This is a genomic window from Streptomyces xylophagus, from assembly GCF_000716435.1.
In the GTDB taxonomy this organism is placed as follows: Bacteria; Actinomycetota; Actinomycetes; order Streptomycetales; family Streptomycetaceae; genus Streptomyces; species Streptomyces xylophagus.
This window is the reverse complement of sequence record NZ_JNWO01000006.1, coordinates 84,154-105,079: the sequence shown is the minus strand read 5'-3', so window position 1 is coordinate 105,079 and position 20,926 is coordinate 84,154. Positions and strand designations below refer to the sequence as shown.

The following is a 20,926-nucleotide window of genomic DNA, read 5'->3' as shown; positions in this document are numbered from 1 at the left end:
GCAGGAGGACTTCATGCTCGGCACCGACTTCACCACCGGATCGCCCAACTGGCTCGACCTCGGCAGCCCCGACACCGAGGCGGCAGCCGCGTTCTACGGCGCCGTCTTCGCCTGGCGGTTCGTCTCCGCCGGTCCTGACACGGGCGGATACGGGTTCTTCCAGGTGGACGGGAAGACCGTCGCCGCCCTCGGGCCGCTCACCGAGGAAGGGGCGGACTCCGCCTGGATGATCCACTTCAAGACCGACGACATCACGGCCACCGTCCAGGCCGTCACGGCCGGCGGCGGAACCGTCCGCCTGGAGCCCATGGACGTCATGGGCGAGGGCATGCTGGCCCAGGCCACCGATCCGCAGGGCGCCCAGTTCGCGCTCTGGCAGCCCGGCAGGACCGCGGGCTTGGAACTCACCTCCGCCCCGAACGCCCTGCTCTGGGCGGAACTGCACGCCCCAGGCCCGGAGGCGGACATCGCCTTCTACCAGGCCCTGTTCGGCTGGCGCAGCCAGGAGATGCAGGCACCCGGTATGACGTACCGGGTATTGAGCACCGCCGAAGGGGACCAGCAGGACGCCTCCTTCGGCGGGGTCGCACCGCTGGGCGACGGCGCGGGCGAACTCCCGCGCTGGGTACCGTACTTCCACTCGACGGACGTCGACGCCACGATCGAGGCGGCGCGGTCCAACGGCGGTTCCGTACTGATGGCGGCGACGGACGTACCGGAGGTCGGCCGGATGGCGTGGCTCGGGGACCCGTTCGGAGCGGTGTTCGCGCTACTGACGCCGGATCCGCGGATGTGAGGTCGACAGCCCCCCGGGGCGGTTCCAGGTCAGGCGGCGACGGCTTCGCCGGCCTGGAGCCCGACGACAAGGTCGCCGACGGCAGCACCCCGTACATCGGAAAGCTCTCAATCCTCAGGCAGTGGAACTACGTAGACCCACCGGACCCCATGGCATCTCATTCTAGATTATCCGGGGTTTCTGCCCTGTCGAATCCCTTGGTAGACGTCAATTGAGCCATGGTGAGTCCGTAGCATGGACTTAGCCGCGCTCCTGCAATCGTAGCTCTATCCAAGATCGCCCCATCAAATTTGGCGCCTCGCAGATCGGCTCCAGAGAGGTCCGCCAACTCCAGATTTGCGCCAGTGAGATCCGCATCCCGCAAATCAGCATTGACCAAATTCGCCGTCTTCAGCACTGCGTTTCGCAAAATGGAGTTACGCAAATCGGCCCGCGGCAATGAACCCTTACTCAGGTCCACTTCAGTCAAGTCAACTTTTGTGAGCACAGCAGATTCCAGGCAGGCAGAACTCATATAGGCACCCTTTAGGCTGGCACCACCGAGCCATCCCCCACTTAAGTCAATCCCTCGCATATCCGCTTTTTCAAGCGCCGAGTTGCCCAATCGACAACGCCTAAGCTTGGCTCCTTTCAAATCGACACCGCGAAGATACGCCCTCCTCAGGTCAATCCGAAACGGCTCATCCCGATCAGGACGGCGCCCAAGGACCGTTGCCGCGGCACTCAGGTGATCCGGCATCCGTTCGTCGATTTCCCCTTCCTGCACCACGTTACCCGTTTGCGCGTTGGCGCGGATAAATGCCACCAACACCTCAACGATCGTCGAGTGATATTTGGGCGAGTCGTGCATAATTCGCTCAAGCGCATAAATCCCGCCCAGCTTCTCCGTTGTTGGATCAGCCGAAAGCATCTTTATGGCGGAACTGTATCTATCAATCACTTGGCCTTCACGCGTGAGCTCCGCCTGCTCACTATCTTTTTCTCGCACGTGCGTGAGAATGTCGCGACTGTGACGAAAATTTCGATCGGTGTAGTACAGGCCAATCGCCGCTACCACTCCCGCCCCTACAGCCACAATCACCGTTCGAAATCCAGTAACTACCGCTGCCACACCCGGACTCAATCCGGGCCCCATGTGCCCTGAATCAGCCCACCAAGGTCCCTTCCATACAAGCAGGAGAAACAGTCCGGCACCAAAGGTCGAGAGGATCATTTTCGGCACCCGTTTATTCATGCATCCATGCTGCCCGAAAAGCGTCATCGATCCCGCCACAACCTCTGCCCGTGTTGCCAACTTGTTACGCCACCCTCCCTTCTTGCGCATTTCCGGTCGATAACCGGTCGGATATCATCAAGAGGATCGACCATGCGGATCAGAGGGAAGTCATTGAAGCGCCCCCGTGCCACCCAAAGCCTCACGTCGCGAGGAATGGGAACACATACGACACGACATCCGAAACGTCGACCGTCGAGAGCCGACACGTGGTCCTGATCTCCCATGTCGGGCTCATGGTGCGGATGCCATACTCCCAAGAGCGACAACCGCCACTCACGCCCGACGAGGCCGAGAACTTCCAGACGTGCCGCTTGAGCGCATCGTCCAAGACTGCGCCGACCAGAAGGCCACTACCCTCAGCCCTGACGCGGGACTTGAACACCGCTCACCCGCGTGAAGCACGCTCAACCCTCGAAGTCGTACTCCAGGATGTATGACGCCGCGTCCAGCACCATGTTGTTCACCTCTACGGCAACTCCCGCAGCGTCAAAGGCAGTTCGCGCGATCAACATGACCGGCACGCCCGCCGACAACGCCAGTCGCCCGGCCTCGTCGCCGCTCGGCATACGGGAACGGACCTCTTCCCGGAAGTGGACCGGCTTGCGCCCAAGTTCCTCCAGCCTCGCGTAGATGCCGCCGGGGCCGGTGTCCGGTCGAGCGATCGGCGTGCCCGACGCCAGGTCGGCCGCGAGGAACGAGGTGGCCAGAAGCACCGGCTTGCCGTCGAGAACGTACCGGCGACGGCGCACGCAGACTCGTGATCGATCGTCACTCAGGCCCAGCACACCCGCGATCGCGGCCGGGGCGTCCTCCTCGCCCACCTCCACCGAGTCCACGACGAGTTCACGGTCCCCGGCATCGGTCGCCCAAATGGAACGCCCCTCGCCCCACTGCGCGTGCGCGAGGCGTTCGAGCCCTCGCCGCCGGATCGGCTTGAAGTCCCGGACGAACACCCCGGCGCCCTTGCGCGCCTCGACGAGCCCCTCCGCCTGCAGCACTCCGAGAGCCTGCCGGGCGGTCATACGCGCGACGCCATGCTCGGCCATGAGGTCGTTCTCACCGGGAAGCCGCTCACCGGGCCCGTACTCACCGGCCCCGATGGCCGCCCGCAGCTGCGCCGCGATGCGCTGGTACTTCGGCTGACGCCCTGTGTCCCCGCCGCTCATCCAGGCCTCTCCTCCGATCATCTCTAGACATCCTAGGCACCAGGCACCACACCCTGACAGCTGGCCATCGATCCCCGGCGAGCAATTTCGCACATCTCTAGAGATCTATTGACGCGCCCACGGGCAAGCAGCTTCACTGGACGCGGCTCACATCTCTAGAGATATGGACCGGTCAGCAGCCTGCCGTGGAGGTCTTCATGCCAGCCCACACCGCGCCCGCACAGCCCGCAAGCCCCGACATGCGGGAGGCCCAGTGGCAACTCCCGCGCAACCCGCGCAGCGCCGGCCTCGCCCGCGCGCTGCTTCGTCTACAGCTCATCGACTGGAAGATCACCGGCGAAGTCGCTGACACCGCCGAACTGTTGCTCTCGGAGTTGGTCACCAACTCCATCCGGCACGCACGGACTCCGCCCGGTCGCGAGATCGGTCTGCGCTTCGCCACGTACGACGGACGGCTGCGCGTCGAGGTGGCCGACGCGAGCGACCGTCGACCAAAGCCCCGAGAGGCAGCCCCCGAAGACGAAGGGGGCCGGGGACTCACCCTCGTGCAGGCCCTGGCGGAACACTGGGGATGCTGCCCCCGGCTGCACGGCATCGGAAAGGCGACGTGGGCGGAGCTGTCCCTGCAACGATGAACACGGGCACGACAGCGACCAGGCCGAAGTGCTGCGCGCTCGCCCTCTTGGAGAGACGTACGCCCGAGGAACACTCGCGACCGTGGGCCGGCCGCTCCTGCGCAAAGCCGAACGTCTGATGCGTACGTACGCGGATCACGTCGCCATCGGGATGACCGACGCGGTCAACGCCGTTCTGGCATGGTCTCTGCCCGAGCCGGTTGTACTCGCCTTCGACCATCACTACCGAAACGTCATCGCGCCCAGGACACCGACCGAGGTACCGCTGCAGGTGCTCCCGTAGTCGAGTAGCACCCTCACCCCAAATGCGTAGCCGCGAACATCCGCAACACAGCCGGGAGTACGACCACGGAAGGCCCCGGTTCCGCCAACGCCTTCGCGAGGTCCGCCTCCAGCGCCTCCGGCGAAGTCCGCACCCCCGGCACCCCGAACGACTCCGCCAACGCCACATAGTCCGGCCGGGTCAGTTCCGTCGCCGTCGCCTCGCCGAACGCGTCCGTCATGTACTCGCGGAGGATGCCGTAGCCGCCGTCGTCGACGATGAGCCAGGTGACGTTCAGGTCGTACTGCTTGGCCGTGGCCAACTCCGCGATCGAGTACAGCGCACCCCCGTCCCCCGACACCGCCAGCACCGGACGCGTCGGGTCCGCCGCGGCCGCGCCGAGTGCCGCCGGGAAGCCGTAGCCCAGGCCGCCGGCGCCCTGGGCGGAGTGGAGATGGTTGGGGCCCTTCGCGTCGAAGGCCGACCAGGCCCAGTAGGCGAGGATCGTCATGTCCCAGAAGGAAGGGGAGGTGGCCGGCAGGGCCCTTCGTACCGACTCCAACACGCCCTGTTCCAGGGTCAGTTCCTGCGAGTCGATACGCTCCCGCACCCGCGCCAGCAGATCCCGTACGCGCTCCTCCGCCGTCGGATCCGTGCGCTCGCCCACCGTCTCCAACAACGCCTGCACCGCGTGCCACGCGTCCGCGTGGATGCCCAACGCCGGGTGGTTGGACTCCAGTTTGCCGAGGTCCGCCTCGATCTGGATGACCCGGCCGCGCGGGGCGAACGTGTGGTAGTTCGAGGAGAGTTCGCCCAGACCCGAGCCCACCACCAGTACTACGTCCGCGTCCTCCAGGAAGTCCGTCGTATAACGGTCCTCCAGCCAGGACTGCAAGGACAGCGGGTGCGTCCACGGGAACGCCCCCTTGCCGCCCGGCGTCGTCACCACCGGTGCCTGGAGTTTCTCCGCCAGCTGCCGCAGCTTCTTCGACGCGTCCGCCCGTACCACTCCCCCGCCCGCGATGATCGCCGGGCGTGCCGCGCGTGACAGCAAGTCGGCTGCCACCGCCGTCAGTTCGGGGCGCGGGACCAGGTCCTCCGGGGTCGCGTCCACCGCTGTCACCACGGGGAGCAGGGTCTCGGCCAGCAGTACGTCCTGCGGGATCTCCACCCACACCGGGCCGTGCGGAGCCGTCAGTGCCGACTTCCAGGCCTCCGCGATCGCGGACGGGATCTGTGACTGCGTACGGACCGTGTGGACCGACTTCACCACGCCCCTGAACGAGGCGGACTGGTCGGGCAGTTCATGCAAATACCCGTGCCTGCCGCCGCCCAGGCCCGCCGTCGGGATCTGGCTGCTGATCGCCAGGACGGGGGCCGAGGCCGCGCGCGCCTCCTGGAGTGCGGCCAGGGAGGTCAGCGCGCCCGGGCCCGTGGACAGCAGCAGCGGTGCCGCCTCGCCCGTGATGCGGCCGTACGCGTCCGCCGCGAACCCGGCGTTGTTCTCCACCCGCAGGCCGATGTACCGGAGGTCGGAGCGGCGCAGCGCGTCGAACATGCCGAGCGCGTGCTGGCCGGGCAGGCCGAAGACGGTCGTCGCGCCGAGCCCGGCCAGGGTCTCCACGACCAGGTCGCCGCCGTTGCGCCCGGGGGGCGGGTTCAGGGCGGCGGTGATCTGCGCGGCCGTGGGGCGGAGTTCCAGGTCGTGGTCGTGCGTCACTTGATCTCTGTCTCTCTACGAGTCACCGATGCGAATCGCCAACTGCCCCTCGCGCCCTACGCGTTGCGCGCCTCGGCGATCTGCCGGGACATGATGGTGATCAGGTCGTACGCGGTGTGGGACGCGGCCACCGAGGTGATCTCGGCATGGTCGTACGCCGGTGCCACCTCGACGACGTCCGCCGACACCAGGTTGCAGGATGCCAGGCCGCGCAGGATCTCCAGAAGTTCGCGGGAGGTCAGGCCGCCGGCCTCGGGCGTGCCGGTGCCGGGCGCGTGGGCCGGGTCGAGGCAGTCGATGTCGATGGAGATGTAGAGGGGACGGTTGCCGATGCGCTGCCGGAGTTGGTCGGCGACCTCGTCGGCGCCCCGGCGGTAGACGTCCGCGGACGTCACGATGCCGAAGCCCATCTTCTCGTCGTCCTTGAGGTCCTGCTTGCCGTACAGGGGCCCGCGGATACCGACGTGCGAGAGCGCCTCCGTGTCGAGGATGCCCTCCTCCACCGCCCGGCGGAACGGCGTCCCGTGCGTGTACTCGGCGCCGAAGTACGTGTCCCAGGTGTCGAGATGGGCGTCGAAGTGCAGCAGCGCCACCGGGCCGTGCTTCTTCGCGACGGACCTCAACAGGGGCAACGCGATGGTGTGGTCGCCGCCCAGGGTCATCAACCGCGCGCCGCTGCCCAGGAGTTCGTCCGCCGCCGCCTCGATCGTCTCGACGGCCTCGTTGATGTTGAACGGGTTCGCCGCGATGTCACCGGCGTCCGCGACCTGCGCCAGGGCGAACGGGGACGCGTCCTGCGCCGGGTTGTACGGCCGCAGCAGCCGGGACGCCTCGCGGATCGCGTTGCCGCCGAAGCGCGCGCCCGGCCGGTACGAGACACCGGCGTCGAACGGCACCCCGACCACGGCGACGTCGGCGGTGCCGACCTCGTCCAGGCGCGGCAGCCGGGCGTAGGTCGCGGGTCCGGCGTAGCGGGGGGTGCGGGAGGAGTCGACGGGGCCTCGAGGCGTCTCGTTGCTGGTCATGGGCACTGCCTTCTTTCCTACGCTTCGTCGCGTATGGGCTTCTTTGTACAACCGACGGCGGCTTTGTGCGTCCGTCTATGACTTTACTGTTGGACGGCGACCGGCTCGGACAGTCGTTCGGGCGCACCCCGCCCGGCGAGACGGTCCCGCCACGCGGCGAGTACGGCCGCGTCGGTCGCCGGCGTCACGAGAGAGACGGTCACATAGGCGGCCAGAGACAACAACAGGCCGTAGTACACAGGCTCGTTGGCGAGGATGCCGTAGGTCGCCATCAGGCCGACCACCGCGAGGCCGCCGACGACGACGGAGGCGAGTGCGCCCTGTGCGGTGCCGCGCTTCCACAGCAGGCCGCCGAGGATGGGCACGAGGAGGCCGCCGACGAGGAGGTTGTACGCCACCGTCAGCGCCTCCACGACGTTGTTCAGCGCGATCGCCGTGACGATCACCGCGACGCCCATGACGAGGATGAAGACGCGGTTGCCCCGCACCTCGTCGTGCTGCTCCTCCGCTTCGTCCCGGTCGGAGACCGCTCCGCGCAGCCTCGACCAGATGTCGTTGTTGGCGACCGTGGCGCAGGCGATCAGCGCGCCGGACGACGTCGACATCACGGCGGCCAGGGCGGCGGCCAGCACCAACCCCCGTACACCGACCGGGAGTTCGTCCTTGACGATGGTCGCGAAGGCGTCGTCCGGGCTGCCGAGGTTCGGGTACAGGACCTTGGCCGCCGTACCGATGACGGCGCCCGCGACGGCGTAGACGAGACAGTAGGTACCCGCGACCGTGCCGCCCCACTTGGCCGTCCTGTCGCTGCCGGCCGTGAACACGCGCTGCCAGATGTCCTGGCCGATGAGCATGCCGAACGTGTAGATCAGGACGTACGTGAAGATCGTCTCGCCGCCGATGCCCAGCGGGTCGAAGTACTCGGTGGGCAGCTTCGCCTTCATCTCACTGAAGCCGCCGGCCTTGACGACCGCGATGGGCAGCAGGAGCAGGAGCACGCCGATCGTCTTCACCACGAACTGCACCATGTCCGTCAGCGTGATGGACCACATGCCGCCGAGCGTCGAGTACGCGACGACGATCGAGCCGCCGAGGATGATCGCGACCGTGCGGTTCATGTCGAAGAGGACGTCGAAGATCGTGGCGTAGGCGATGGTCGAGGTGACGGCGAGCATGAGGGTGTAGGCCCACATGACGATGCCGGAGATCACGCCTGCCCGGCCGCCGTACCTGAGATCGAGCATCTCGGAGACGGTGTACACCTTGAGGCGGGCGATGCGGGCGGAGAAGAAGACGGAGAGGGCGAGCAGGCCGAGGCCGATGGTGAAGACCATCCAGGCGCCGGACAGGCCGTACTTGTAGCCGAGCCCGACCCCGCCGATGGTGGACGCGCCGCCGAGGACGATCGCGGCCATGGTGCCGGAGTACATGACCGGACCCAGCCGGCGGCCCGCGACGAGGAAGTCGCTCTTGGACTTGGCGCGGCGCATGCCCCACCAGCCCATGGCCAGCATGCCGGCCAGGTAGACGACGATGACGGTGTAGTCGACGGCCATACGGGGGCCTCCTTACGCGCGTGCTCGGAGTCTCGGGGAGTGTCGGGGGACGGCTTGCGCCGCGACTGACCCTAGGTGGCCGGAAAGCGGCTGCGAAGTGTACGTTTCATCCATCCGAGCCCGAGGCGATGGAGGAAACGTCCACCATGCCTGACCTCACGATTCCGCCCACGCCCCTCACGCCTCCCGTGCCACCCACGCCCCCAACTCCCCCCACACCGCCCACCCCTCCCGTGCCCCTCGCCGCCCTCCTGGCCCGCGAGGACCTGGGGCTGCGGCAGATCGCCGGGCCGTCCGATCCCGACATCGTGATCCACTGGGCGCACACCTCGGAGATGCCGGACCCGTACCCGTATCTGCTGGGCGGCGAGCTGCTGTTGACGGCCGGCGTGCACATCCCGGAGGCGGCCGGCTCGGGCACGTACTTCGCCGACTACGTCTCCCGGATCGTCGAGGCGGGCGGTGTGGCCCTCGGCTTCGGCGTCGCGCCGGTCCACGACACCGTGCCGAGAGCGCTGGTCGCGGCCTGCGACCACTACGACCTGCCGCTCATCGAGGTGCCGCCCCGCACCACCTTCTCCGCCGTGGCCCGCGCGGTCTGGCAACTGATGGCCCAGGCCCGCCTCGCCGAACTCCGCCGCGTCACCGAGGCCCAGCAGAGCCTCGCCGCAGCGGCCTCCCGCCCCGATCCGGTCCCTTCGGTGCTACGACAACTCGCCCAGCGGGTGAGCGGGCACGCCGTGCTCTACGGCCCGGACGGCACGGAGATCGCGGCGGCGGGACGGGGAGCGTCGGGCACGGACGCGCAGGAGGCGCGGGAGGCGTTGGCGGGGCTGGCGCGGGTGGTACGGCCCACGGTCATGCCCTCTTCTTCTACGTCCCCCACCGTCACCCCGGCCGACAGCACATCCCCGAACCGCCCCGTCCCCACCTCCGCCACCGACACCCTCCCCGGCGCCCATCTCGCCGCCTACGCCCTCGGCACCGGCCAGGGCTTCGTCCTCGGGGTCGCCGCCCCGGACCGCGCCCCCGGCGACCACACCATCGCCTCCGTCGCCGCCGTACTCCTCTCCCTCCTCACCGGCGAACACCAGAGCCGTACGGGAGCGGACCGCTCGTCGGCGCTCGTACGACTGCTGCTGGGTGCCCCGCCGGAGGACGTCGCGTCGCTGCTCGGCGGTGACCGGTGGACCGTCGTGCACGCGGCGCCGGACAGCGATACCGCCCCCGACCCGGTCACCGCGTCCGCGCTGGGTGCCGCGCTCGGTTCCGCGCTGATCGACCTGGCGCCGGACGTCGTACGCGTCCTCGTCCCCGGCGAGGGCGAACCCGCCCCGCAACCCGGCTGGACCCTCGGCGTCAGTGCCGCCGTGGCTCCGCAGGACTGGGCCGCCGCCGACACCCAGGCGGCGCGTGCCCTGGCCCGCGCCCGCGCGACCCGGGCCCCGCTGGTCCGGCACGGCGCCTCCGGCCGCCCAGGCCTCGCCGAACTGGTCCCCCACGACGAGGCCGAGGCCCATGCCCGTACGCTCCTCGCGCCGCTCGCCGCAAACCCCGCGCTCATCGAGACCCTGCGCACCTGGCTCTCCCTGCACGGGAGTTGGGACCGTACGGCGGTCGCGCTGGCCGTGCACCGCAACACCGTGCGGCAGCGGATCGCCCGCTGCGCGGCGCTGCTGGACGCGGACCTGGACGATCCGGACGTACGGATGGAGTTGTGGTTCGGCCTGCGTCACCTGTGAGCGGGCGGGTGTGAGTGATCCACATCCCAGCGTTCGGGACGTCGGGTACGCGCACAGTCCTCTGCTCCACAATGGGAAGCATGCCGATACCCGGGACCCCCAGCCGCGCCGAGCTCGTCGACCACCTTGTGAAGACCCGTATCGCGGGTGATGTGGCCACGCCCCGCGAGAACAACCTCTCCCACTACCGCAAGCTCGCGAACGGCGACCGTCACTACTGGTTCGGCCTGGAGCTCGGCAGCCGCTGGACCGACGAGCAGGACGTGCTGGCGGTGATGGCGGAGCGGGTGGGCGTGAACGACGATCCCGAGTACCGCTACGGCCAGGACACCATCGACCCGGAGCTGACGATCGCCGGGCTCGACCGCCTGGCGGCGCGGCTGCGCAAGGCGGCCGACGATCAGCAGCGGGTCCTCTTCGCCACCGGCCACCCGGGCGGCCTGCTCGACGTGCACCACGCCACGGCCGCCGCCCTGCGCGCGGCCGGCTGCGAGATCGTCGTGATCCCGGAGGGGCTGCAGACGGAGGAGGGGTACGTCATGCAGTTCGCGGACGTGGCCGTCCTCGAACACGGCGCCACGCTCTGGCACACCCACTCCGGCGAGCCGATGAAGGCGATCCTCACCGCACTGGAGCGCGAGGGCCGCCCCCTGCCCGACCTGGTCGTCGCCGACCACGGCTGGGCGGGCTACGCGGGCCGCCACGGCGTCGACTCCGTCGGCTACGCCGACTCGAACGACCCGGCGCTCTTCCTCGCCGAGTCGGAGGGCACCGTACAGATCGCGGTCCCGCTCGACGACCATGTGGTCAGCCCCAGGTACTACGACCCGATGACCGCGTATCTGCTGGCGGAGGCAGGGCTCGACTGAGGGGCAGGGCCCAACTCCCCTGTCAGGACCCAACTCCCCTGTCACGGCCAGGGGTTGAGCCCCTCCGCCCGCCGCTGCGCATACCCCGGTGTCGGGTCCAGATAGACCCGGGTCACCGCCGGGAACGCCTCCCGCAGTCGCTGTTCGGCCTGTTCGCAGGCCCACTCGATCTGCGCGGCGGTCGACTTGTCCCGGAAGTCGATCTTCGCGGCGACCAGTGCTTCGTGCGGGCCCTGCACGAGAGTCGTCAACTCCAGTACGGCCTCGATGTGTTCGACCCCGAGGAGTTCCTCCCGGATGCGGTCCCGCATGGGCTTGGGCAGCGGGCGTCCGATGAGGAGTTCGGCGTTGGAGCGGCCCAGCACCCAGGCGACGTAGAGCAGCAGGAGACCGATGCACAGGGATGCGATGCCGTCCCAGGCGCCGGAACCGGTGAGTTGTCCGCCAAGCAGGCCGCCGGCCGCGAGGATCAGGCCGACGAGGGCGGCGGAGTCTTCCAGGACGACGGCCTTGACCGCGGTGTCGGGGGTGTAGCGGAGGTAGCGCTTGAAGGAGGCGTCGAAGCGGGCCGCCTCGCCGCGCGCCTGGCGTACGCCCGTCCGCAGGGAGTAGCCCTCCAGGAGGAAGGCGACGCCGAGCACGATGTAGGAGATGAGCGGGTCGCCGAGGTCCTCGCCGGCGACCAGGGTGTGGATGCCGTCGTAGATCGAGAAGACCGCGCCGCCGACGAAGGTGGCGACGGCGGCGAGCATCGCCCAGATGTAGCGCTCGGGGCCGTAGCCGAGCGGGTGTTCCTCGTCGGCGGGTTTGCCGCTGCGCTTCAGGGCGGTGAGGAGGAGGAGTTCGGTGACGGTGTCGGCGACGGAGTGCGCGGCCTCCGACAGCATCGCGCTGGAGCCGCTGATGACGCCGGCGACCGCCTTCGCCAGCGCGATGCCCAGGTTGGCTACGGCGGCGACGATCACCGTGAGGGTGGACTCGCCGCCACCCTCACCTTCCTCTGTTTCTGCCATGCCCTCAGTGTTCCCGAGGAACCCGGACCACGCCCTCCTGAATGACGGAGACGGCCAGTTGACCGTCCTGCGTGTAGATCCGGGCCTGCCCGAGCCCGCGCCCGCCGGACGCCGACGGCGACTCCTGGTCGTAGAGCAGCCACTCGTCCGCGCGGAACGGCCGATGGAACCACATCGCGTGGTCGAGCGACGCGCCCACGACGTCACCGACCGCCCAGCCGCCGCGGCCGTGCGCGAGGAGGATCGAGTCGAGGAGGGTCATGTCGGAGACGTACGTCGCGAGGACGACGTGGAGGAGGGGGTCGTCGGCGAGCTTGCCGTTGGTGCGGAACCAGACCTGGGAGTGCGGTTCGCGCGGCTCGCCGAACCTGCCGTACGGCGGGTCGTCGACGTACCGGAGGTCGATCGCCTCGCGGGCCTCCAGGAATCGTTCAACGATCCCCTTGTCGAGGTGGTCGTAGCCGAGCAGCCGCTCGCGGCCGGTGGGGACCGTCTCCGGGTCGGGAGCGGGCGGCATGGGGGCCTGGTGGTCGAGGCCTTCCTCGTACGACTGGAAGGACGCCGACAGCGCGAAGATCGGCCGGCCGTGCTGGACGGCGAGCACGCGGCGGGTGGTGAAGGAGCGGCCGTCGCGGATCCGCTCGACGGTGTAGACGATGGGCGCGCCCGGGTCGCCGGTGCGCAGGAAGTACGCGTGCAGGGAGTGTGCGTACCGGTCGGCGGGGACCGTCCGCCCGGCGGCGACCACGGCCTGCGCGGCCACCTGTCCCCCGAAGACGCGGGGGACGACGGCGGAGCGGGACTGGCCGCGGAAGATGTTCTCCTCGATCTGCTCGAGGTCGAGCAGATCGAGGAGATCCTGTAGTGCCTGGTTCATGGCGTCCAGTTGTACCGGGCGGTAATTGCCGGGACCTTACAGGCCCATGTCCTTGGCGATGATCGTCTTCATGATCTCGCTGGTGCCGCCGTAGATGCGGTTGACGCGGTTGTCCGCGTACAGGCGGGCGATCGGGTACTCGTTCATGAAGCCGTAGCCGCCGTGCAGCTGGAGGCAGCGGTCGATCACGCGGTGGGCGACCTCGGTGCAGAACAGCTTCGCGGAGGCGGCCTCGGCGGGCGTCAGCTCACCGGCGTCGAGGGCCTCCGTGGCGCGGTCGGCGACGGCCTCGGCCGCGTCCACCTCGGCCTGGCAGGCGGCCAGTTCGAACTTGGTGTTCTGGAACGCGGCGACGGGCTGGCCGAAGACGACACGGTCCTGGACGTACTGCTTGGCGAACCGGACGGCGGCCTTGGCCTGCGCGTACGCGCCGAAGGCGATGCCCCAGCGCTCGGAGGCGAGGTTGTGGCCGAGGTAGTAGAAGCCCTTGTTCTCCTCGCCGAGGAGGTCCTCGACCGGGACCTTCACGTCGACGAACGCCAGCTCGGCGGTGTCGGAGGTCTTCAGGCCCAGCTTGTCGAGCTTGCGGCCCACCGAGTAGCCCTCGGACTTGGTGTCCACCACGAACAGGGAGATGCCGTGCCGGCGGTCCTCCTTGGTGGACGGGGCGGTGCGGGCACAGACGATCATGCGGTCGGCGTGCACACCACCCGTGATGAAGGTCTTGGCGCCGTTGAGGACGTAGTGCGTGCCGTCCTCGGAGAGCTTGGCGGTGGTCTTCATGCCCGCGAGGTCGGAGCCGGTGCCCGGCTCGGTCATCGCGATGGCCCACATCTCCTCGCCGGAGACGAACTTCGGCAGGTACTTCTTCTTCTGCTCGTCGTTGGCGAGCAGCTTGATGTAGGGCAGGCCGAGCAGCACGTGCACACCGGAGCCGCCGAAGGAGACACCCGCGCGCGCGGTCTCCTCGTACAGGACGGCCTCGAACTTGTACGAGTCGATGCCCGCGCCGCCGTACTCCTCGTCCACGCGGATACCGAAGACGCCCAGCTCGGCGAGCTTGTAGTAGAAGTCGCGCGGCGCCTGGCCGGCCGCGAACCACTCGTCGTAGACGGGGACGACCTCGGCCTCGATGAAGGCCCGCAGGGTCTCCCGGAACGCCTCGTGGTCCTCGTCAAACACCGTACGGCGCACCTGCCGCCACCTCCAGCTACGTCAAGGGTCCATGTCTAAGCGCTTGCTCAGAACATCACGGTACCGGCGAGTAGGGGGAGCGTCCAGCGGAACGGGTACGTAACGCTCATCACGCCGTCGCTCCGCTCACCCACCCGCCCTTCTCCCACCCACCCGCCCGACTCGGTAGGCCAAACTGTCCCGACACGGGGCTCCGCCCCGGACCCCGGGGGCGGCTCGCCCGCGCCCGATCCGCGGCTTGCGGCCCGACACTCGGCCCTTGGCCGCCTGTTTCTGGCTTCGCGCCTCCAGCCTCCAGCCTTCGGCTTGCGGCTTCCGGCTTCCCTCTCTCGTCCGGCGGTCCGGCGGCCTTCGGTTCGCGGCTCCCGGCCCGGATCCGCCCCCGTCAGCCCGCCGAAGCCGCCGCGAGCGCCCCCCGGGCCATCCGATGCAACAGCTCCGCCGTCGCCCCCCGCCCGGGCAACGACCCCGGTCGCCCCAGATGCGGAGTCGAGTTGAGCAGGCCGAACACCGAGTGGACCGCCGACCGCGCGCTGGGTTCGGCCAGCTCCGGATACACCTCCCGTACGACCTCCACCCACAGTTCGACGTACTGGCGCTGGAGCTGGCGCACCAGCTTGCGGTCGGTGTCTCGGAGGCGGTCCAGCTCGCGGTCGTGGAGGGTGATCAGGGGGCGGTCGTCGAGGGCGAAGTCGATGTGGCCCTCGATGAGTGAGTCGAGGAGTACCTCCGAGGAGGTCACCCCCTCCGCCTCCGCCAGGCGGCGCTTCGCGCCCGTCAGCAGCTGGCCGCTGATGCCGACCAGGAGCTCGGCGAGCATCGCGTCCTTGCCGGGGAAGTGGCGGTACAGGCCGGGCCCGCTGATACCGACCGCCGCGCCTATCTCGTCGACTCCGACGCCGTGGAATCCCCGCTCGGCGAAGAGCCGCGCGGCCTCCTTGAGGATCTGCTCGCGGCGGGTGGGGGCGTCGGTTCTCGTGGTCATGAAAGCAATTCTAGACAGGGAGGTTAGCGGTCGTTAACCTGAAGGAAATGGTTAACGCTCATTAACAGTCGAGACCGGCCGATCGCTGTGCGAGGGGACCCACAGAATGCAAGAGGCACCGGAGCTGACGAGCGCGGCGGACCCCGCCTCGGAGGCGTGGCGGGCCAACGAGGCGGCGCACCGCGCGCTGGGCGAGGAGCTGCGGCAGAAGCTGGCCGCGGCCCGGCTCGGCGGCGGTGAGCGGGCCCGGGACCGGCACACCGCGCGCGGCAAGCTGCTCCCCCGCGACCGCGTCGACACGCTGCTCGACCCCGGCTCGCCGTTCCTGGAGCTGGCTCCCCTCGCCGCCGACGGAATGTACGACGGTGCCGCCCCGGCCGCCGGTGTGATCGCCGGGATCGGCCGGGTGAGCGGGCGTGAGTGCGTGATCGTCGCGAACGACGCCACGGTCAAGGGCGGGACGTACTACCCGATGACCGTGAAGAAGCATCTGCGCGCCCAGGAGATCGCCCTCGAGAACCGGCTCCCGTGCATCTATCTCGTCGACTCCGGGGGCGCGTTCCTGCCGATGCAGGACGAGGTGTTCCCGGACCGGGACCACTTCGGGCGGATCTTCTTCAACCAGGCCCGGATGTCGGGGGCAGGGATTCCGCAGATCGCGGCCGTGCTGGGGTCCTGCACCGCCGGTGGGGCCTACGTCCCGGCCATGAGCGACGAGGCCGTCATCGTCCGGAATCAGGGGACGATCTTCCTGGGCGGGCCGCCCCTGGTGAAGGCAGCCACCGGTGAGGTCGTCACCGCCGAGGAGCTGGGTGGCGGCGACGTCCACGCGCGCGTGTCGGGTGTCACCGACCACCTGGCGGAGGACGACGCGCACGCCCTGCGGATCGTCCGGAACATCGCCGCCACGCTCCCCGCGCGCGGGCCGCTCCCCTGGGAGGTCACCGAGGCGGTCGAGCCCAAGGTCGACCCGTACGGGATCTACGGCGCCGTCCCGGTCGACTCCCGTACCCCCTACGACGTACGGGAGATCATCGCGCGCGTGGTCGACGGCTCCCGGTTCGCCGAGTTCAAGGCCGAGTTCGGGCAGACCCTGGTCACCGGCTTCGCCCGCATCCATGGTCACCCGGTCGGCATCGTCGCCAACAACGGCATCCTGTTCTCCGAATCCGCCCAGAAGGGCGCCCACTTCATCGAGCTGTGCGACCAGCGCGGCATCCCCCTGGTGTTCCTCCAGAACATCTCGGGGTTCATGGTCGGCAAGGACTACGAAGCGGGCGGCATCGCCAAGCACGGCGCCAAGATGGTCACCGCCGTCGCCTGCGCGCGCGTGCCGAAGCTGACGGTCGTGGTCGGCGGCTCGTACGGCGCGGGCAACTACTCGATGTGCGGCCGGGCGTACTCCCCCCGCTTCCTGTGGATGTGGCCCGGCGCCAAGATCTCCGTGATGGGCGGCGAGCAGGCCGCGTCCGTCCTCGCGACCGTGAAACGGGACCAGTTGGAGGCACGCGGGGAGGAGTGGCCCGCCGAGGACGAGGACGCCTTCAAGGACCCGATCCGGCAGCAGTACGAGCGCCAGGGCAACGCCTACTACGCCACCGCCCGCCTCTGGGACGACGGGGTCATCGACCCCCTGGAGACCCGTCAGGTCCTCGGCCTCGCCCTGACCGCCTGTGCCAACGCGCCGCTGGGTGACACCCAGTTCGGCGTCTTCCGGATGTGATGAGGATGCCCGAGATGCCGGAAACGGTCGACACACTCGCGATGTTCGACACGGTCCTCGTGGCCAACCGGGGCGAGATCGCGGTCCGCGTGATCCGCACCCTGCGCTCGCTCGGTGTGCGCTCGGTGGCCGTCTTCTCCGACGCCGACGCGGACGCCCGGCACGTCCGGGAGGCCGACACGGCGGTACGGATCGGTCCCGCACCGGCGGCGGAGAGCTATCTGTCGGTGGAGCGGCTCCTGGAGGCGGCGGCCCGCACCGGCGCGCAGGCCGTGCACCCGGGGTACGGCTTCCTCGCGGAGAACGCGGCCTTCGCGCGCGCGTGCGCCGACGCCGGGCTGGTCTTCATCGGTCCTCCGGCGGACGCCATCGCCCTCATGGGCGACAAGATCCGCGCCAAGGAGACGGTGGAGGCGGCCGACGTCCCGGTCGTCCCTGGCGGACGCGACCCCGAACTCGCCAAGGCGGCACACGAGTTGGGCGCCCCCGTCCTCCTCAAACCGTCGGCCGGAGGTGGCGGCAAGGGCATGCGCCTGGTCCGCGACCTCACCCTCCTGGACGACGAGATCGCCGCCGCCCGCCGCGAGGCCCGCGCCTCCTTCGGCGACGACACTCTCCTGGTCGAGCGGTGGGTCGACCGCCCCCGCCACATCGAGATCCAGATCCTGGCCGACGGCCACGGCAACGTCGTCCACCTCGGCGAACGCGAGTGCTCCTTGCAGCGCCGGCACCAGAAGGTCGTGGAGGAAGCGCCGAGCGTGCTCCTCGACGCCGGCACCCGCGCGGCGATGGGCGAGGCGGCGGTGCAGGCGGCCCGCTCGTGCGGGTACGCGGGCGCGGGCACGGTGGAGTTCATCGTGCCGGGCAGCGACCCCTCGTCGTACTACTTCATGGAGATGAACACCCGCCTCCAAGTGGAGCACCCGGTAACGGAGTTGGTGACCGGGCTCGATCTGGTGGAGTGGCAGCTGCGGGTGGCGGCGGGTGAGCGACTGCCCTTCGCGCAGGAGGACATCACGCTCACCGGACACGCGGTGGAGGCGCGGATCTGCGCCGAAACTGTGTCTATTAAAGAGGGCGCGCGCGGGTTCCTGCCCTCCGGCGGCACGGTGTTGAAGCTGCACGAACCCTCCGGCGACGGCATCCGCACCGACTCCGGCCTCTCCGAAGGCACCGAGGTCGGCAGTCTCTACGACCCGATGCTCTCCAAGGTCATCGCCTACGGCCCCGACCGCGCGACCGCGCTCAGGAAACTCCGGGCCGCCCTCGCGGACACGGTGACGCTGGGCGTGCCGACGAACGCGGGGTTCCTGCGCAGGTTCCTCGCCCATCCGGCCGTCGTGGCGGGCGAGTTGGACACCGGGCTCGTCGAGCGCGAGGCGGACTCCCTGATCCCGGACGAGGTGCCCGAGGAGGTCTACGAGGCGGCAGCCGCCGTACGGCTGGATGCTCTGCGGCCGAAGGGGGAGGGCTGGACGGATCCGTTCTCGGTGCCGAGTGGGTGGCGGCTGGGCGGTGTGCCGAAGCCGGTCGGGTTCCACCTGAAGGTGACCGAACCCGTGGAGTACGTCCCGCGCGGCAGCCACACGGTCACCGCCGACCAGGTCGCCGTCACCCTCGACGGTGTCCGGCACACCTTCCATCGCGCCGGTGACTGGCTGGGCCGGGACGGGGACGCCTGGCAGGTGCGGGACCACGATCCGGTGGCCGCCTCGCTGAGCGGGGCCGACCGTTCCGGCGCAGGTTCGCTGACCGCGCCGATGCCGGGGACGGTGACCGTGGTGAAGGTCGCCGTGGGGGACCAAGTGGCCGCGGGGCAGAGCCTGTTGGTGGTCGAGGCGATGAAGATGGAGCACGTCGTCTCCGCGCCGCACGCCGGCACGGTCGCCGAACTCGATGTGACTCCCGGCGCGACGGTCGCCATGGACCAGGTGCTGGCGGTCGTCACACCTGCGGAGGAGGACCAGTGACACTCCCGATGGTCGTACCGGCCCCCGATCTGCCCGCGCGGGTGCGCATCCACGAGGTCGGGGCCCGTGACGGACTCCAGAACGAGAAGTCGACCGTGCCCACCGAGGTCAAGGCCGAGTTCATCCAGCGACTGGCCGACGCGGGGCTGACCACCATCGAGGCCACCAGCTTCGTCCACCCCAAGTGGGTGCCCCAACTGGCCGACGCCGAGCAGCTGTTCCCGCTCGTGCGCGACATCCCCGGGGTACACCTCCCCGTCCTCGTGCCGAACGGCCGCGGGCTCGACCGGGCCCTGGCCCTGAAGGCGACCCGTGTCGCCGTCTTCGCCAGTGCCACCGAGTCCTTCGCGAAGGCCAATCTCAACCGCACGGTGGACGAGTCGCTGGCCGTGTTCGCCCCCGTCGTGGCCCGGGCCAAGGACGAGGGCGCCCATGTGCGCGGCTATGTCTCCATGTGCTTCGGCGACCCCTGGGAGGGCGCGGTCCCCATCGCCCAAGTGGTGCGTGTCTGCCGGGCGTTGGTCGACATGGGCTGCGACGAGCTGAGCCTCGGCGACACGATCGGTGTCGCGACTCCCGGGCACGTACTGGAACTTCTCGCCGCGCTCAACGAACAGCGCGTCCCCACCGACGTGTTGGGCGTGCACTTCCACGACACCTACGGCCAGGCACTGGCCAACACCTACGCGGCCCTGGAGCACGGCGTCACCACCGTGGACGCCTCCGCCGGAGGCCTCGGCGGCTGCCCGTTCGCCAAGTCCGCCACCGGCAACCTCGCCACCGAGGACCTGGTGTGGATGCTCCAGGGTCTCGGCATCGACTCCGGAGTCGACCTCGACCGTCTCACCGCCACCAGCGTGTGGATGGCCGACCAACTGGGCCGACCCAGCCCGTCCCGCACCGTCCGAGCACTCGGTAAAACGACACAGCCCCACAAGGAGCAGTGACCCGCCATGGACCACCGTCTCTCCCCCGAGCTGGAAGAACTCCGCCGTACAGTCGAGGCGTTCGCGCACGACGTGGTGGCGCCGAAGATCGGCGACTTCTACGAGCGGCACGAGTTCCCCTACGAGATCGTCCGCGAGATGGGCCGCATGGGCCTGTTCGGGCTGCCGTTCCCCGAGGAGTACGGCGGGATGGGCGGCGACTATCTCGCGCTGGGCCTCGTCCTCGAGGAACTGGCCCGGGTCGACTCGTCGGTCGCGATCACCCTGGAGGCCGGGGTCTCGCTCGGCGCGATGCCGATCCATCTCTTCGGCACCGACGCCCAGAAGGCCGAGTGGCTGCCCCGGCTGTGCTCCGGCGAGATCCTCGGCGCCTTCGGACTGACCGAGCCGGACGGCGGCTCCGACGCGGGCGCGACCCGTACAACGGCCCGGCTGGACCCGGACACCGACGAGTGGGTGATCAACGGTTCGAAGTGCTTCATCACCAACTCCGGTACGGACATCACGGGTCTGGTGACGGTCACCGCGGTCACGGGCCGCAAGCCCGACGGCAAGCCGCTGATCTCCGCGATCATCGTGCCGTCCGGGACGCCGGGCTTCACGGTCGCGGCGCCGTACTCGAAGGTCGGCTGGAACGCCTCGGACACCCGTGAGCTGTCCTTCGCGGACGTCCGCGTCCCGGCGGCGAACCTGCTGGGCGAACTCGGCCGCGGCTACGCCCAGTTCCTGCGCATCCTCGACGAGGGCCGGATCGCCATCGCGGCCCTCGCCACCGGCCTCGCCCAGGGCTGTGTCGACGAGTCGGTGAAGTACGCCAAGGAACGGCACGCGTTCGGGCGGCCGATCGGCGCCAACCAGGCCATCCAGTTCAAGATCGCCGACATGGAAATGAAGGCCCACACCGCCCGCCTCGCCTGGCGCGACGCGGCCTCGCGACTCGTGTCCGGCGAGCCCTTCAAGAAGGAGGCGGCCCTCGCCAAGCTGTACTCCTCCACCATCGCCGTCGACAACGCCCGCGACGCCACCCAGGTGCACGGCGGCTACGGCTTCATGAACGAGTACCCGGTGGCCCGCATGTGGCGCGACTCGAAGATCCTGGAGATCGGCGAGGGCACCAGCGAGGTCCAACGGATGCTGATCGCCCGCGAGTTGGGTCTCGCGGGCTGACCG

Annotated in this window: 18 protein-coding genes; 9 read left to right on the top strand and 9 right to left on the bottom strand. The window is 69.4% G+C overall.

Annotated elements, in window-relative coordinates; genetic code table 11:
• Positions 1-13 precede the first annotated feature (13 nt).
• The gene (locus OO70_RS13945; RefSeq protein WP_043669368.1) at positions 14-796 is read left to right on the top strand and encodes a VOC family protein; all 783 of its coding nucleotides are present in this window, start codon (positions 14-16) and stop codon (positions 794-796) included.
• A 157-nt stretch (positions 797-953) separates the two neighbouring features.
• Here OO70_RS13945 and OO70_RS52385 read toward each other — a convergent pair whose 3' ends face one another.
• Both OO70_RS52385 and OO70_RS13930 read right to left on the bottom strand, forming a co-directional pair.
• A complete protein-coding gene (locus OO70_RS52385) occupies positions 954-2,120 on the bottom strand; it encodes a pentapeptide repeat-containing protein (RefSeq protein ID WP_078651395.1) in 1,167 nt (388 codons plus the stop codon).
• Positions 2,121-2,476: 356 nt separating this feature from the next.
• On the bottom strand, positions 2,477-3,238 hold the full coding sequence (locus tag OO70_RS13930; protein ID WP_043669898.1) for a GntR family transcriptional regulator: 762 nt from the start codon (positions 3,236-3,238) through the stop codon (positions 2,477-2,479).
• Positions 3,239-3,435: 197 nt separating this feature from the next.
• Here OO70_RS13930 and OO70_RS13925 point away from each other — a divergent pair, with 197 nt between their 5' ends.
• Positions 3,436-3,873, top strand: a complete 438-nt coding sequence (locus OO70_RS13925; protein ID WP_051741225.1) for an ATP-binding protein — start codon at positions 3,436-3,438, stop codon at positions 3,871-3,873.
• 82 nt (positions 3,874-3,955) lie between these two features.
• Positions 3,956-4,156 carry a hypothetical protein gene (locus tag OO70_RS13920; RefSeq protein WP_043669363.1) on the top strand — a complete coding sequence of 67 codons (201 nt, stop codon included), beginning with the start codon at positions 3,956-3,958 and terminating at the stop codon, positions 4,154-4,156.
• 13 nt (positions 4,157-4,169) lie between these two features.
• On the opposite strand, the gene OO70_RS13915 is transcribed toward OO70_RS13920, so the two are convergent.
• The 3 genes from OO70_RS13915 to OO70_RS13905 form a co-directional block, all read right to left on the bottom strand.
• Positions 4,170-5,855 (bottom strand): thiamine pyrophosphate-binding protein, encoded by a 1,686-nt coding sequence (locus OO70_RS13915; RefSeq protein WP_043669360.1) that lies wholly within the window; start codon positions 5,853-5,855, stop codon positions 4,170-4,172.
• Positions 5,856-5,911: 56 nt separating this feature from the next.
• Positions 5,912-6,880, bottom strand: coding sequence for an agmatinase (speB, locus tag OO70_RS13910; RefSeq protein WP_043669357.1), 969 nt, complete (start codon positions 6,878-6,880; stop codon positions 5,912-5,914).
• Positions 6,881-6,963: 83 nt separating this feature from the next.
• Complete coding sequence (locus OO70_RS13905) at positions 6,964-8,436, bottom strand: sodium:solute symporter (protein ID WP_043669353.1); 1,473 nt, start codon at positions 8,434-8,436, stop codon at positions 6,964-6,966.
• 146 nt (positions 8,437-8,582) lie between these two features.
• On the opposite strand from OO70_RS13905, the gene OO70_RS13900 reads away from it, so the two are divergent.
• Both OO70_RS13900 and OO70_RS13895 read left to right on the top strand, forming a co-directional pair.
• Entirely contained in the window at positions 8,583-10,178 is a 1,596-nt protein-coding gene (locus OO70_RS13900) for a PucR family transcriptional regulator (protein ID WP_407702769.1), read from the top strand.
• An 80-nt stretch (positions 10,179-10,258) separates the two neighbouring features.
• On the top strand, positions 10,259-11,047 hold the full coding sequence (locus tag OO70_RS13895; protein ID WP_043669347.1) for a phosphatase: 789 nt from the start codon (positions 10,259-10,261) through the stop codon (positions 11,045-11,047).
• A gap of 41 nt (positions 11,048-11,088) precedes the next feature.
• Here OO70_RS13895 and OO70_RS13890 read toward each other — a convergent pair whose 3' ends face one another.
• The 4 genes from OO70_RS13890 to OO70_RS13875 all read right to left on the bottom strand — a co-directional run bounded on the left by OO70_RS13890 (position 11,089) and on the right by OO70_RS13875 (position 15,116).
• Entirely contained in the window at positions 11,089-12,060 is a 972-nt protein-coding gene (locus tag OO70_RS13890) for a cation diffusion facilitator family transporter (RefSeq protein ID WP_043669344.1), read from the bottom strand.
• A 4-nt stretch (positions 12,061-12,064) separates the two neighbouring features.
• The gene (locus OO70_RS13885; RefSeq protein WP_043669341.1) at positions 12,065-12,937 is read right to left on the bottom strand and encodes an acyl-CoA thioesterase; all 873 of its coding nucleotides are present in this window, start codon (positions 12,935-12,937) and stop codon (positions 12,065-12,067) included.
• 36 nt (positions 12,938-12,973) lie between these two features.
• Entirely contained in the window at positions 12,974-14,131 is a 1,158-nt protein-coding gene (locus OO70_RS13880; RefSeq protein WP_043669338.1) for an acyl-CoA dehydrogenase family protein, read from the bottom strand.
• Positions 14,132-14,516: 385 nt separating this feature from the next.
• Positions 14,517-15,116 carry an SACE_7040 family transcriptional regulator gene (locus tag OO70_RS13875; RefSeq protein ID WP_043669335.1) on the bottom strand — a complete coding sequence of 200 codons (600 nt, stop codon included), beginning with the start codon at positions 15,114-15,116 and terminating at the stop codon, positions 14,517-14,519.
• Between the two features lie 106 nt (positions 15,117-15,222).
• Between OO70_RS13875 and OO70_RS13870 the strand changes: the two genes are divergently transcribed.
• From OO70_RS13870 to OO70_RS13855, 4 genes are read left to right on the top strand one after another with little or no spacing between them, the layout of a single operon-like run.
• Positions 15,223-16,839, top strand: coding sequence for a carboxyl transferase domain-containing protein (locus OO70_RS13870; RefSeq protein WP_043669332.1), 1,617 nt, complete (start codon positions 15,223-15,225; stop codon positions 16,837-16,839).
• Between the two features lie 41 nt (positions 16,840-16,880).
• On the top strand, positions 16,881-18,809 hold the full coding sequence (locus tag OO70_RS13865; RefSeq protein WP_043669892.1) for an ATP-binding protein: 1,929 nt from the start codon (positions 16,881-16,883) through the stop codon (positions 18,807-18,809).
• Between the two features lie 8 nt (positions 18,810-18,817).
• A complete protein-coding gene (locus OO70_RS13860; protein ID WP_043669889.1) occupies positions 18,818-19,756 on the top strand; it encodes a hydroxymethylglutaryl-CoA lyase in 939 nt (312 codons plus the stop codon).
• A 6-nt stretch (positions 19,757-19,762) separates the two neighbouring features.
• Positions 19,763-20,923, top strand: coding sequence for an acyl-CoA dehydrogenase family protein (locus OO70_RS13855; protein ID WP_043669329.1), 1,161 nt, complete (start codon positions 19,763-19,765; stop codon positions 20,921-20,923).
• Positions 20,924-20,926: the final 3 nt, after the last annotated feature.